The organism is Janthinobacterium sp. TND4EL3, from assembly GCF_900156175.1.
Classification (GTDB): domain Bacteria; phylum Pseudomonadota; class Gammaproteobacteria; order Burkholderiales; family Burkholderiaceae_D; genus Janthinobacterium.
On sequence record NZ_FTMV01000013.1, the window covers coordinates 137,951 to 151,726 of the forward strand.

The 13,776-nt window shown below is 67.1% G+C and carries 9 protein-coding genes; 5 read left to right on the forward strand and 4 right to left on the reverse strand.

What is annotated here, in order from left to right:
- The first annotated feature begins 73 nt into the window (after window positions 1-73).
- From BXA07_RS30855 to BXA07_RS19900, 3 genes are all read left to right on the forward strand, one after another.
- Window positions 74-757: a hypothetical protein gene (locus BXA07_RS30855; RefSeq protein ID WP_076570172.1), complete on the forward strand. Its 684-nt coding sequence runs from the start codon at window positions 74-76 to the stop codon at window positions 755-757.
- Between the two features lie 90 nt (window positions 758-847).
- Window positions 848-1,666, forward strand: a complete 819-nt coding sequence (gene fdhD / locus BXA07_RS19895) for a formate dehydrogenase accessory sulfurtransferase FdhD (RefSeq protein WP_076570295.1) — start codon at window positions 848-850, stop codon at window positions 1,664-1,666.
- Window positions 1,667-1,861: 195 nt separating this feature from the next.
- A complete protein-coding gene (locus tag BXA07_RS19900; protein ID WP_076570173.1) occupies window positions 1,862-2,623 on the forward strand; it encodes a GNAT family N-acetyltransferase in 762 nt (253 codons plus the stop codon).
- On the opposite strand, the gene BXA07_RS19905 is transcribed toward BXA07_RS19900, so the two are convergent.
- From BXA07_RS19905 to BXA07_RS19915, 3 genes are all read right to left on the reverse strand, one after another.
- Window positions 2,556-8,063 (reverse strand): DUF7379 domain-containing protein, encoded by a 5,508-nt coding sequence (locus BXA07_RS19905; RefSeq protein WP_076570175.1) that lies wholly within the window; start codon window positions 8,061-8,063, stop codon window positions 2,556-2,558. The genes BXA07_RS19900 and BXA07_RS19905 overlap by 68 nt on opposite strands.
- 282 nt (window positions 8,064-8,345) lie before the next feature.
- Window positions 8,346-8,633: a hypothetical protein gene (locus tag BXA07_RS19910; RefSeq protein WP_034786045.1), complete on the reverse strand. Its 288-nt coding sequence runs from the start codon at window positions 8,631-8,633 to the stop codon at window positions 8,346-8,348.
- Between the two features lie 178 nt (window positions 8,634-8,811).
- Window positions 8,812-9,504, reverse strand: a complete 693-nt coding sequence (locus BXA07_RS19915; protein ID WP_076570177.1) for an ABC transporter ATP-binding protein — start codon at window positions 9,502-9,504, stop codon at window positions 8,812-8,814.
- 312 nt (window positions 9,505-9,816) lie between these two features.
- On the opposite strand from BXA07_RS19915, the gene egtD reads away from it, so the two are divergent.
- Both egtD and egtB read left to right on the forward strand, forming a co-directional pair.
- Window positions 9,817-10,809 (forward strand): L-histidine N(alpha)-methyltransferase, encoded by a 993-nt coding sequence (gene egtD, locus BXA07_RS19920; protein WP_244556343.1) that lies wholly within the window; start codon window positions 9,817-9,819, stop codon window positions 10,807-10,809.
- 9 nt (window positions 10,810-10,818) lie between these two features.
- Window positions 10,819-12,051 (forward strand): ergothioneine biosynthesis protein EgtB, encoded by a 1,233-nt coding sequence (gene egtB, locus BXA07_RS19925; RefSeq protein WP_076570178.1) that lies wholly within the window; start codon window positions 10,819-10,821, stop codon window positions 12,049-12,051.
- Window positions 12,052-12,056: 5 nt separating this feature from the next.
- Here egtB and BXA07_RS19930 read toward each other — a convergent pair whose 3' ends face one another.
- Window positions 12,057-13,658: a methyl-accepting chemotaxis protein gene (locus BXA07_RS19930; RefSeq protein ID WP_076570180.1), complete on the reverse strand. Its 1,602-nt coding sequence runs from the start codon at window positions 13,656-13,658 to the stop codon at window positions 12,057-12,059.
- Window positions 13,659-13,776 lie beyond the last annotated feature (118 nt).

A 13,776-nucleotide genomic window follows, 5' to 3' on the forward strand; every position in this document is an offset into this window, starting at 1 on the left:
GTTTGATATACAGCAAGCAAGGTTTTTAAAAACAGTATATATTGTTTATATTATTTGTTAGATTGGAAAATCCATGACCAAAACCGTACCCGCCAAAAAAGCAGACAGCGCGCCCGTATCGATGTTCCCGACCAGCGCCTCGATCAATGCGGCCGCCGCCAAGGCCGCGCCTGCCGCCAAGCCTGCTGCCGTCAAGCCTGCAGCCAAGCCGGTGGCCAAGGCCGCCGTCAAGCCAGTGGCCGCCAAACCGGCCGCTGCTAAACCTGTGGCCGCCAAGCCCGCCGCCGCCAAGGCGCCTGCCGCCAAGCCGGCGGCCAAGGCCGTCGTGGCCAAACCTGTCGCCAAGGCCGCTGCCAAGCCGGCCGCCAAGACGGCAGTAAAAGCCGTTGCCAAGCCAGCGGCCAAGGTTGCTGCAAAGCCCGCTGCCAAGCCGGCAGCGAAAACCGCCGTCAAACCGGTGGCCAAAGCCGCCGCCAAGCCTGCGCCAGCGAAAAAAGCGCCGGCCGCCAAGGTCGCCGCCGTCAAGGAAAAGGCGCGCAAGCCGAAACTGGTGCGCGACAGCTTCACCATGCCGGAAGCCGAGTATGAAGTCCTGGGCCAGGTCAAGAAGGCCTGCCTGAAAGCCGGTTTCGAGATCAAGAAAAGCGAATTGCTGCGCATCGGCGTGGCGCTGATCAGCCAGATCGACCTGGCGACGCTGCAAAATGTGCTGGCCGGCCTGCCGCAGCTGAAAACGGGCCGTCCGAAGAAGGATTGATGGCGCGGGCAGGGCGGTTCCGCGCGGACTGCCGCCTGCTTGCCCATTCTGGTTTACCATGGGGGCTGTACTAGTTCCCCCATGGTTGCCATGTCAGAAGAAACAGAGATCGAACGCGCCGGCTTCGTCGAGCGCGCCATTGTCCGCCACTGCGGCGGCGAATCCACTGCCGCCATCGACCACGTTGCCGAGGAAATCCCCGTCGCGCTGGTCTTCAATGGCATTTCCCACGTTGTCATGATGGCCACGCCGCGCGACCTGGAAGCGTTCGCCTACGGCTTCGCGCTGACGGAAGGCGTGGTGGCATCGGCTGCCGCCATCTTCGACTGCGAAGTGTTGCTGCGTCCCGATTCGGCCGAAGTGTCCTTGAGCATCGCCCAGGAGGATTTCGTGCGCCTGAAGGACCGCCGCCGCGCGCTCACGGGCCGCACGGGCTGCGGCGTGTGCGGCATCGACAGCATCGATATGCTCGACCTGCATCCGGAAGCGCTGCCGCCTTCCCTGATCCGCGTCGACCTGCCGGCCGCGCTGGCGCGCGCCGCCAGCGGTTTGCGCGAACACCAGGCGCTGATGCGCGAAACGGGCGGCGTGCATGCGGCTGCCTGGTGCACGCCCGACGGCGATATCGTGCGGGTGTGCGAGGATATCGGCCGGCACAACGGCCTCGACAAGCTGATCGGCCATCTCGCGCTGCATGATGTCGACCTGCGGCGCGGCTTCGTGTTCCTGTCCAGCCGCGGCAGCTACGAGCTGGCGCGCAAGGCGGCGCGCATGCGGATTCCCCTGCTGGCGACGATATCGGCCCCCAGTTCGCTGGCCATTTCCATCGCCACGCAGGCGGGCATGAAGCTGGTGGGCTTCTGCCGCCACGATGCTTTCGTCGACTACACTCCCGGCATCACGCTTTAAGTACACCAGGGGGCAGCGGCACCGGCGTGCGGGGCTTCCTGGTTTTCATCCTGCCTTCTTGCGGGACGAGTGTGGTAATTCTGCATGATCCCCGCATGGTATTGACTTGCGTCATGGAAATGACATTCGGCTGTCATTTTCCTGACATATTAGGCAAGTACGCTGGAGTCGTCTTGATCACAGGGGGATGAAACCATGCAAAACCTAACCGCCTCAAACGAAGCCAAGTCCCGGCCGGTCCAACTGGTGCTGAGCCAGGCCACTACAGCTGCGGAACTGCGTGAAGTGCAGCGTCTGCGTTACAAGGTGTTTATCGAGACCATGGGATTGAGCTCGCTGGCCAATGCCGATGGCCTCGACAGCGATGAATTCGACGAGCATTGCGATCATCTGATCGTGCGCGATGCCGATACCCTGAAAGTGGTGGGCACCTACCGCGTGCTCAGCGCGGCCAAGGCCGCCAAGATCGGCCGCCTGTATTCGGAAAACGAGTTCGACCTGAGCCGCCTGAACAACCTGCGCGGACGCATGGTCGAAGCGGGGCGCGCCTGCATCCATCCCAAGTACCGGGGCGGCAGCGTGATCATGCTGCTGTGGTCGGGTCTGGCCGAATACATGCGCCGCGAACGCTGCGACTACCTGGTGGGCTGCGCCAGTATCAGCCTGGCCGACGGCGGCCACAATGCCGTCGCCGTGTACCAGGCGCTGGCCGAAAAGCACCTGGCCCCAAGCGAGTACCGCGTCACGCCGCACCTGCCTTTCCCCATCCACCAGGTGGAGGCGGCGCACAAACCGCAAGTGCCGCCGCTGATCAAGGGCTATCTGCGTTCGGGCGCATGGATTTGCGGCGAACCGGCCTGGGACCCCGATTTTGAAAGCGCCGACATGTTCATGATGATGCCGCTGGCGAATCTGGACGAGCGTTACGCGCGTCATTACGGGGTGGTGCCGGGCTGAGATTGTTCAGGCGACTGCCGGGCAGCGGTGCCTGCAGCTGGCCGGCCAGCGCCAGCGCGGCGCTGCGCAAGCCGGTTTGCGCGCCGTCCGGCGGCAGCAGGTCGAGCATGAAGCGCAGGGGCACGGTGATCGCTTCGGGTTCGCCGATGCTGCCGTGGCGCCGCACGGCGTCGTGGTACAGCGCCAGGAAGGCGGCGCGCGCCGGCGCGTCGAAGGGCTGGCCGTCGGGCACCTGCCACAGGGCCGCCAGCAGGGCGGCGCGCACGGGGGCGCCGGCGTCGATGGCGCGGTGTTCGTCCGCGTGGCGCTGGCGCGCATAGGCGAGGGCGTCGTGCAGCAGGTCGCCCAGTTGCGGGTGCAGCGCCTGCCAGGCGCTGTCGTCGCCATGGGCCTTGAGCAGCAGCGCGCCCGCCAGTAGCTGGAAAATCAGGTGGCAGTCGGCTGCGCCGCTGCGCCGCCGCGCTTCCTCCAGCGCTGCCAGGCAGGCGTCCGTCATGGCGCGCAGGGCCGGCGCGCCGGATTGGCCTTCGCTGCAGGCCAGGCGCGCCTGCAAGGCCCAGTAGCGGCCCAGCAGGGCCAGGCGCTGCGCCGTCGGCGCCAGTGCGATCAGCAGGTCGATATGCTGCTTGCCGTCCTGCATCAATTGGCGCCCCTGCGCCGCGTCCGGCACGGCGGGCACTTCGATGCCCGCGCCCGCGTCAAGGCCGCACAGGGCCGCGCCCTGGCGTATTTCCAGTTCCGCCCAGTGCGCCAGCGCGCGCAGGGGCACCTTGCCGTCGGCCGCGCTGTGCGCCGCCCGGTAGTGTTCGATGGCGCGCAGGGTGTTGTCGATTCCACCGAGGCCGGCGCGCGTGGCTGCCATGTTTTCGCGGATGTCGGCGCAGCCGAAGAAGCGCGCGCGCACGGCGTCCTCGATGCTGGCCAGTTTCTCCTCGATGGCCGCGCGGCGCGCCGCATCGGCGCCCGCCAGGCGGGCGTGCAGGGTTTCCAGGTCGGCCAGCAGGTGGCCATGGTAGTGGTAATCGGGCGCTTGCCAGGGCCGGCTTTGCGTATTCGGAAAGCGGTAGCGGTCATCGCCATACGCCTGGTAGGCGCCCCAGGTGTTCGAGGCGGGGAATTGCACGTACGTGGCCTCGCGCGCCAGGCGCACGGCGTCGCCGAAATATTCGCCGCTCAGCATGGCGTGATAAAAGCTGTGCGCGAAGATGCTGGCCGCCTGGTCGTCGATGCGCCAGCCGGCCGCGATGACCGCCTGCGCGCCCATGTCGATGAAGGCCGTGGCCAGGCTGGCGGCCAGTTTCGACCAAGGCGCGATGGCGTCCGGGCGCATGTCGCCCAGGTGGCAGCAATTGATGAAGACGAAGTGCGGCACGCGTTTGAGCTTGCTCACCTGCGCCGCCGTCAGCCGCGTCTTTGGTCCCAGCACCAGGCCCGTATGCGCGATGCCGGGGCCGGCCACTTCGCCGTGGCCGGCCAGATGGATGGCGAAATAAAGCTCGTCGAACAGGTGCACCAGCACGCGCTGCGCCTGCGGGCGCAGCAGTTCGCGCACCTGGTAGCCGTACGCGCCGAACATGCGCGCCACGTCCTGCGCCTCGGCTTGCGCGCCGGGCAGTTCGGGCAAGCCGGAATCGGTGTCGCCGATCACCAGCACGCTGTTGCCGGGCGGGCTGGTGGCGGACGGCTGCTCGCGCAGGCTGGCCAGCTGGCGCACCATGCCGATGCGCGTCGACAGCGGGCTTTCCTCGCTGCCCGCCTCGTCGCGCATCAGCTCCCAAGGGTAGATGGCGGCGCTCTGGTCGACGGCCAGGATCAGCCCGCGCATCTCGGGAATGGCCGCTTTCAGGCCATTGGGCAGCATCAGTTCATACAGGGCGCGCGACAGGCCCGGCTGGTCGGTGGTGTTGTCGGTGGCGTCCATGATCAGGCCATCGACGGCTTGCCGCTGGTTCGGTTCTTCATCGACGCTGTTGTGGGCGCGGTCCGTCAACAGCGTGAAGCGCAGGGCGCCCGAGAGATCCGCGGCGACGATCTGCACGCGGCGCCAGCCGTTGTCGCCGCTCAGGCTGGGCAGGATGCGCCGGTAGCCGCCGGGGCTGTGGCGGATGCGCCGTTCGTACGTGAAGCTGCCCTGGTAGCGCGCCTCGGCCATGATCTGTTCGATGGTCATGGCGGCGGCGATGGCGCGCGCCTCGGACTGTTCATAGATGGCGATATGGCCGATGCGGCAGGCCATGCCCGCGTCTTCCAGGCGCCGGTTGGCGCTGCGCGCGCCGTCGATCAGGGCGCGCGCGCACAGGGCGATGCTCAAGCCGCCATAGCCGGAGCCGGACAGCAGGCTGGCCACGCGCAAGCCGTGTTCGCCCATCGGCGGCGTGGCGACATGACCGGCGGCGTGCACCTGCATGCAGACGCACGCGTATTCGAGCAGGCCGCCGGCAAACGCGCGCGCCAGTTCGCCCGGCGTCAGTTCGCCCAGCGCGCCCAGGCCGATGATGATGGCGCCGCCGGGCCGGCGCGCCGCGTCCGGCTGCAGCACCACCAGCGCCTCGTCGGGACGTTGCGGGAAGCGCCCCAGCGCGTGGATTTCCTGCAGCCGGCCCGCCAGCAGGCGGTCGAGAAAGCTCATGCTGCCGCGCAGCGATTCATAGGCATAGCAGCCGCTCATGACGGGCGCGTCGGCCGAGGCCATGCTGCCGTGGATGACGGAAATGCCCAGGCGCGCCGGCGCTCCTTCCGGCGCCAGGGCGGCAGGCGCCGCGCCGACGGCCGCGTCGAGCAGCTCCTGCGGCTGCGGATACAGCGGCGGCACGTCGGCGAGCTGCGGGCGGAAGCGGGGCGGCACGCCGCCCGGCGGATGCGGCGGGCGCCTGGCCAGCTGGGCGCTGCTGCCGCTGTCGAGCAGTTGCGCGATGGCTGGATACGACGCCTTTTGCAGCAGCAGGTCGCCGTGCGCGGCCGGCATGTACCAGGCGCGCACGCCGTCCGGAACGGCGCCGTCCCACGCCGTGCGGCCATCGCCGTCCGCCGACCAGGCCACGTCGATGCCGCCGTCGCGCAGGCGCAGCGCGACGGGCGTGTCGGCGCAGCCGGCCAGGTAGCTGCAGTGGCGCGCGTCGGGCGGCGCGGCGGCCAGCAATGCCACGGTGGCGCGTGCCGCCTGCAGGGCCGCGGGCGCCGGCGCATGCCAGCCGCCGGGCAGGCCGGATCGCCGGTCGCCGTCGGCCAGCCGCGTCCAGGCGTCCGGGTCGAAATAATCGATGCCGCCCGGCGCAGCGTGGGCGGCCGGCCAGGGCAGCATCTCCAGCACGCCGGGAAAGTCGCGCACGAAGCCGAGGAACTGGCGCCGCGTGTGCTTCCAGCCTATCCAGCTGGCCAGCATCCGCACCAGCGGATCGCGCCCCAGCAGCACCTGCACCATGGCCTGCGTGCCCCGGTTGGGCGTGCCCACCTGCAGCAGGCGGCTGCCGGCGATGGCGCCAAAGCGCTGCCAGCGGTCCTTCAGGGCCAGCCGCGCCACCAGTCCGCCCATGCCGTGGGCGACGATGCGCAGCGGCTGGCCGCGCTGTTCGGCGTCGCGCATGGCGTCGTCGAGCACCGGCAGGAAGGCGGCGCTGCTATCCTGCAGCGAGAGGCGCCAGTCATAGGTAAAGGGGCGCACTTCCTGGCTTTGCGCGAGAAACCGGGCGAACGGCTCATAGCACGATTCGAGCCAGCCGGCGCTGACGATGTGCGGCTGCCCCACGGCCAGGCGCTCGATGCGGCCCTCGACCAGGTTGACGGGGTCGAACCAGATGCGGTTGCTGCCCACCTGCAGGTGGCTGCCCATGATGTCGGGCAGCAGCAGCGCGATGGGCGCCTGCGCGCGCCGTTTCGGCACTTCGCCGCCGCGCGCCAGCATGCCGTGTTCCAGGCCGGGCAGCGGCTCATAGGCTGCGTCGTCGCCGGCCAGCGCCTGCAGCGCGGCCGTGCCGGAAGGGGGGCGCTCGAAGTAGTTCAGGTGGTGCACCTGCGGCCCGCGCAGCAGCAGTTGCCGCACGGGCGTGCTGCGCATGGCGCCGCCCGCCATCGCGGCGCAATTGACCACCAGGTCGTTCTGGCCGCCATAGAAAAGCTCGCCGAGGCAGTCGCCCAGCCAGCCCAGCAGGCTCTCGCCGCTGCTGGCGCCGGCCAGCACGTGCAGGGGACTGGCCACGCGCACGTCGGGCGCGTTGAGCAGGGCCACCAGCGGCGAGTCGGGCATCATCGCTTCGAGGCCGGGCAGGATGCGCGCATCGCAGCGCTGCCGCACCACGGCCAGCAGGAAGGCCGCCGCGCCATCGGGCGCCCCGGCCGGCGGCGCGGGATCGGCGCCGTGCAGCAGCAGGTTGAACATCACGCTGGCCCAGCGGTCCAGGCGGCCCGACATCAGGGTGGTGCCGCGCGCGGGACAGGCCACGCGCACGAAACGGGCGACGCGGATGGCGCGCGCCTTCAGCTCCACGCTCAGTTCGCGCAGGCGCGCCGCGTCGTCGGCGTCAGCAGCGCGCCCGCACAGCTGCGACTGGGCCGTGAAGTGGTCGATGTCGTGGCTGTTGAACGCTTCGCCGCCCACCGTGTTCTCGCTCAGGCGGCCCAGGCCGTCGCTGGCCAGGTCGACGGCGCCGCGGCTGTCGATGCGCTGCGCCCGCGCCAGCAGTTCGCCCACGAGGCCCCCGCGCGAGTGAGTCAGCAGGTGCAGCACGGCGCCGTGCGGCAGCTGGCGCACGAGGGCCAGCGCGTTCTGGATCGGGCTTTCGCTGAGGCTGCGGTGTTCGTAGCCGTAGATGCGGTTGCCATACTGCGCCGCCAGCTGCGGCGCCAGGCCGTTGCGCCACAGGCCGCCAAAGCTGCGCTGCGTGGACGACGCCGTGCCATGCAACAGCAGCAGCACGGGTTCCGGCCCGGCGGGCAGGCTGGGGACGGCCGTCATGGCGCCGTCGATGCCGCAGCGGTACAGGCCCAGGCGCTGCTCGAGCTGGCGGTCCTGGAAGGCGCCGGCCGCTGCCAGCGCCGTCATGGCGCCCGCGCCGCCACGGTAGACGCGCAAGGCCCGCAGCATCCAGGCGCCCAGGCCGTCGCGGCTGGCGCCGGGCGGCGCGCGCACGGCTTGCGGCCGCAGGGCCAGCCCCACGTCGATGGCGGCCGGCGCGCCGTCGCGCGGCTGCGTGGCCGGACCCAGGTAGCGCGGCAGGTCGGCGCTGCTGGCCAGCAGCGAGCTGCCATCGCACAGCAGCAGTTCCACCACGTCGGCGGGGCCGAGGTCGAGCGTGACGCGGTTGCTGCCGATGCCGCGCGCAGCGGACAGCACGTAGGTTTCGCCGTTCCAGCCGGGCGCGACGGGGCCGTCGCCGGCATCGGCGGGACAATCGCGCGTCAGCGTCAGACGCAATTCGGGCGGCGCGGGCGGGTCGCTGGACATGCTGTCGGGATGGTGGCTTAAAAGCTGACCTTGATACGGGAGGCGGGAATGCGTGTTGCGTCAGATCAAGCGAGGGCGGGAATTCTGGCGTGCGACGGGACTGCAGGCGAGCTGGAGGGGACTGGAGCGGGTGGCGGCAGAAACGGACAGCAAGGTTTGGGCTGGGTCTCTTCGCTATTGTGCTCGGGTGCTCTGCGGTGAGCGAACTGCGCGAATTTTATGGCAAAAGTTCATGGCGCCGGGGACCTGGGTGCCTGGCATGGCAATACGACAGCCGGTGTGTCAATGTACCGGGGTGGCCGATAGCTCCTTCAGTTCGCGGATGGTGATGTCCGATTTTTCATGCATGCGCAATAAAATCGTTGCACCGACCGATAATTTGCCGTGCCGAATCTTGCTGATGATGGGGGGCTGGACCTCGAGTACACGGCACAGTTCCGCATCATTTTTGAGATTCATCTTCTCGATCAGGGTATCGAGCAGCTTGTTGGGCACAAAACTCGATGGTTCGAGCGCGCGCGCCCGGTTCATCGCTTCAATCATTTCCAGCTTCTTTTGCCGAACGTTCATTTACTCCTCCTTCAGGTTATGCAAGGGACGAGACCACGTTATGCGGCCCCGGCTATAGTTCGTCATCGCAGTACGGCTGTCTCGGTGACGTGACACGATTCGCGTTAAACATTGATAACCAGGCAAGTGTTTTCAATAATACTACGATAACAAAACTTGTGACAGATGGTCAGTTAAATTAACTGATTGTTTGATCAATTCGGTTGACGATTGTTGTATTTTGTAATCCGCTCGGCGTCAGTATCATGGTCCTGTCCGCCATTTCGGCGGCGGCCAGCGAGTGCGTGACCATGATGGCGCAACTGCCGTTGGCCTTGATCTCGGCGCGCAGCAATTGCAGGATGCTGTGCGCCGTGTCCGGATCGAGGTTGCCGGTCGGCTCGTCTGCCAGCACCAGCGCCGGCTTGTGCACGAGCGCGCGGGCGATGGCCACGCGCTGCATTTCGCCGCCGGACAGCTGCTGCGGAAAGTCGCCGCCGCGTCCGCCCAGTCCCACCGCCTCGAGCATGCTGGCGGCACGCTCCTGGGGCAGGCCGTTGAGCAGCAGCGGCAGGGCCACGTTTTGCAGCAGGGTCAGGTGCGGCAAGACGTGAAAAGCCTGGAAAATGAAACCCATGCGGGCGCGACGCAGCCGGGTCGCGGCGGCGTCATCGAGGCTGGACATGGCGATGCCGTCCACCAGGATAGGGTGGGCTTCGGCGTCCGCATCGGGCGTATCGAGACCGGCGATCAGGTTCAGCAGGGTCGACTTGCCCACGCCCGAGTCGCCCATGATGGCGATGAACTCTCCCGCATGGAAGCGGCAGGAAAGGTTCGCCAGGACGGGCCGGGCATTGGCATAGGACTTCGACAGATGGCGCAATTCGAGCATGGTGTTAACGACTATCGTAAAGGGAGGCACGCGGGGGAGAGGGGGGCCTGGGAACTGCAATGGCGCGCGGATTGTTTGGCCGGCAATGTGTAGTATACGACAGGCTTATGCTTTTTGCTTGGCAATACCATTTTTATGTGCACGCTGCCGATTGACCTTAAGTTACCTGCCGCACGGCTGGCTTGCGCGGATTCCGCTATGATGGGAAAAAGTCATCGGCAAAGGCGCCCGCAGACCGCAGCGGCAGGGGCGGCGTATCCGGTGGCCGACCGTGCAAGCCCTTCGTGAACCTAACATTGACGACGCCAGCCCATGACCACGCCACCCGCGCAGCACCTGTCCGATTTGTATCCCGCCAGCAACGCTAAAGCGGCCAGCGCCACTCCTGCCACGATAGCCGAGATCAGCGCCGGGCTGCTGGCGCGCGACGCCTGGACCTCGCCCAAGTACCTGTACGACGCGCTCGGCTCGAAACTGTTCGAAGCCATCTGCGCCTTGCCCGAGTATTATCCGACGCGCACCGAGGCTGCCATCTTCGCCCGCCACGGCGCCGATATCGCGCGCGCGGTGGGGCCGGGCAGCACCCTGATCGACCTGGGCGCGGGCAATTGCGCCAAGGCGGCCAGCCTGTTTCCCCTGCTGCACCCGGCCCAGTATGTGGCCGTGGATATTTCCTATGATTTCCTCAGCGAATCATTGAGCCGGCTGCAGCAGCGCTTTCCGCACATCGAGATGACGGGCCTGGGCCTGGATTTTTCCAGCCGCCTGGATCTGCCCGACAGCGTGCGCGCGGCGCGGCGCCTGTTCTTCTATCCCGGTTCGTCCATCGGCAATTTTGCACCTGAGCAAGCAATCGCCTTCCTGCGCCGCCTGCGCGCCAGCGCGGACGGCGACGGCGGCCTGCTGATCGGCGTCGACCTGATCAAGGATGATGCCATCCTCGACGCCGCCTACGACGACGCGCTCGGCGTCACGGCCGCCTTCAACCTGAACATGCTGCGCCACGTGAACGGCCTGATCGGCGCGGACTTCGACGTGCGCGCATGGCGGCACCACGGCTTTTTCAATGCCGACGAGAACCGCGTGGAAATGCACCTGGAAGCGCGCAGCGAGCAAGTTGTTCATTGGAAAGGTGGCCAGCGCCGCTTTGCGAAAGGCGAACGCATCCATACGGAAGACAGCCATAAATACACGCGTGCCGGTTTCGTCGGCTTGCTGGAGCAGGCAGGGTTTTCTACCGTGCAAGTCTGGACGGATGCGCAGCAGTGGTTTGCCGTCATCTACGCGCGCGTCATCCGGGACTAAGAAACGACCATGCTGATCGATCATTACCATACCGTGCGCCAGCACTCGCTGCGGCTGGCCGCACCGCTGTCCGACGAAGATTGCGGTGCCCAGTCGATGCCGGACGCCAGCCCCGTGAAATGGCACCTCGCGCATACCACCTGGTTTTTCGAAACGTTTATCCTGGAAAGCATGGAAGAGGGGTTCGCACCGTTCCACCCGGCCTTTCGCGTCCTGTTCAATTCGTATTACAACGGCGTGGGCGAAAAGCACCCGCGCGCCCAGCGGGGCTTGCTGACGCGCCCCGGCATGGCACAGGTGCGCGCCTACCGGGCCAATGTCGATGCGCGCATCGCCCGGCTGCTGGCGGGAGAACTGGCCCGCGAGGCGCGCGAGCGGCTGACCATGCTGCTGGCGCTGGGCCTGGAACACGAGCAGCAGCACCAGGAATTGTTGTTGACCGACGTTAAACACTTGCTGGCGCAGAGCGCGCTGTTTCCAGCGTATTGGGAAGGCACGTTTGCACCAGCGCAACAACTCGCGCTACCCACGGCCTGGCTCGCCTTCGACGGCGGCCTGGCGCAGATCGGCCATGCGGGCGACGGTTTTTGCTTCGACAACGAATTGCCCCGTCATCCGCAATACGTGGCGCCGTTCGAACTGGCCACTGCCCTCGTGACGAATGGCGAATTTCTCGCCTTTATCGAGGCGGGCGGCTACCGCACTGCCCATCTGTGGCTGGCCGAAGGCTGGGACTGGGTGCGCAGCCAGCAGCTGCAATGTCCGCTGTACTGGCAGGTGGATGACGCGGGGCACTGGCAGGAATTTACCTTGTCCGGCTTGCAGCCGCTCGATCCGGCCTTGCCGGCCACGCATCTGTCGCTGTTCGAGGCGGACGCATATGCGCACTGGGCCGGCGCGCGCCTGCCGACGGAAGGGGAGTGGGAGCTGGCCGCGCAGGGCGTGGAGGTGGAGGTGGGCCGCCTGCATCCGGCGGCCGGCACGCCGGGAGCAGGCTTGCGGCAAATGTTCGGCCACTGCTGGCAATGGACCAGCAGCAGCTATGCGCCATATCCCGGCTACCGCACGGCGCCCGGTGCGCTCGGTGAATACAACGGCAAGTTCATGCTGAACCAGTACGTGCTGCGCGGCTCGTCATGCGCCACGCCGGCCGGCCATGCGCGCGCCAGTTACCGCAATTTCTTCCCGGCTGGTGCGCGCTGGCAATTTTCCGGCATCCGCCTGGCGCGCCAGGTGGAGTAAGCAGCCTAGTTCAAGCGCGGGACGGATGGGGCAGGGCGGGCTGGCGCCGTGCCGCCCGCGTGTTGCTCCAGCTTGAACTGGCTGACCAGCGCTTCCAGTTCGCCCGCCTGTTCATGCATGGCCGCGGCGGCGGCGGCCGCCTGCTCGACCAGGGCCGCGTTCTGCTGCGTCGTCTGGTCCATCTGCATGATGGCCGCGTTGATCTGCTCGATGCCTTCGCTTTGCTCGTGGTTGGCGACGCTGATTTCGCCGACGATGGCGCTGACCCGGCCCACGCTGCTCACCACTTCCTCCATCGTGCTGCCGGCCTGGCTGACCAGCTGCGCGCCCTGGCCGACCCGGTTGACGGAGTCGGCGATCAATTCCTTGATTTCCTTCGCCGCTGCCGCCGAGCGTTGCGCCAGGTTGCGCACTTCCGACGCCACGACGGCAAAGCCGCGTCCCTGCTCACCGGCGCGGGCCGCTTCCACGGCCGCGTTCAGGGCCAGGATATTGGTCTGGAAGGCGATGCCGTCGATGACGGCGATGATGTCGACGATCTTGCGCGAGGAAGCGTTGATGGCGTCCATGGTGTCGACCACCTGGGCCATGGCCGTGCCGCCGCGCTGGGCGATGGCGGACGCCGAGCGGGCCAGGCTGTCGGCCTGGCGCGCATTGTCGCTGTTGCTGCGCACGGTGCCGGTCAGCTCGATCATCGACGAAGCCGTTTCTTCCAGCGCGCTGGCCTGCGCTTCCGTGCGGGCCGACAGGTCGGCATTGCCGCTGGCGATCTGGCTCGACGCCACGGCGATCGTGCCCGTGCCGCCCCGTACCTGGCCCACGAGGCTGGCCAGGTTGCGGTTCATGTCATGCAGCGCGCGCAACAGCTGGGCCATTTCATCGTTGCCCTCGGCCACGATCTTGCTGCTCAAGTCGCCTGCCGCCACGGCCTGGGCCACGCCAAGCGCATAGGCGACGGGCGTGGTGATCGAGCGCGTCACCCGCCACGCAAAGAGTATGCCCAGCAGCAGGGCGGCCGTGCCCAGGCTGGCCATCAGCACACTTGCCGTGGAGATATTCTCGTGGATTTGCTGGCCGCCATGCACGACCACCTGGCGCTGCAGTTCATTCAGGCGGTTGACCGTTGTTTGCAGCTGATTCAGGGCGGGCAGGGTGTCGTCACGCACGTGCCTGGCCGCTTCCGCGCGCTGGCCGGCCACCAGCAGCTTGTCTGCCTGGCTGAACGAGACGACATAGGCCTTGCGCTGCTGTTTCAGGGTGGCCAGCAGCTCCTTGCCTTCAGGCAAGATGATCAGGCGGTCGAGGATGGCCAGCGCCTTGGTGATGGTGGCCTTGTTGGCGTCGATTTCCCCGTGGATGGCGCTGGCGCGGGCCGGATCTTCGTGGATGAACAGTTCCAGCACGAGCGCCGCATTCGAGCGCGTGGTGCTGCGGATGGTGGCGATGGCGTCCGCCTTGGCCCAGTCGTGTTCGATGATGGCGTCGCTGAGCGCGCCGATCTTGTCCAGCCGGAACAGGCCCGTGCCCACCAGCACCGCCATCAGCAGCAGCACCACGCCAAAACCCGCCCCCAGGCGCGCGCCTATCTTCATGTCCGTCAATTTCATACTCATTCCCTCGGTAGCTAAAATCCTGTCCCCGGTGGTCTTATTATGAGTCGATTATACGGCGAGTGATACTTCTTTTGCAGCAACAATTGCTCTACGGAAATGAAAAAGCGGCACG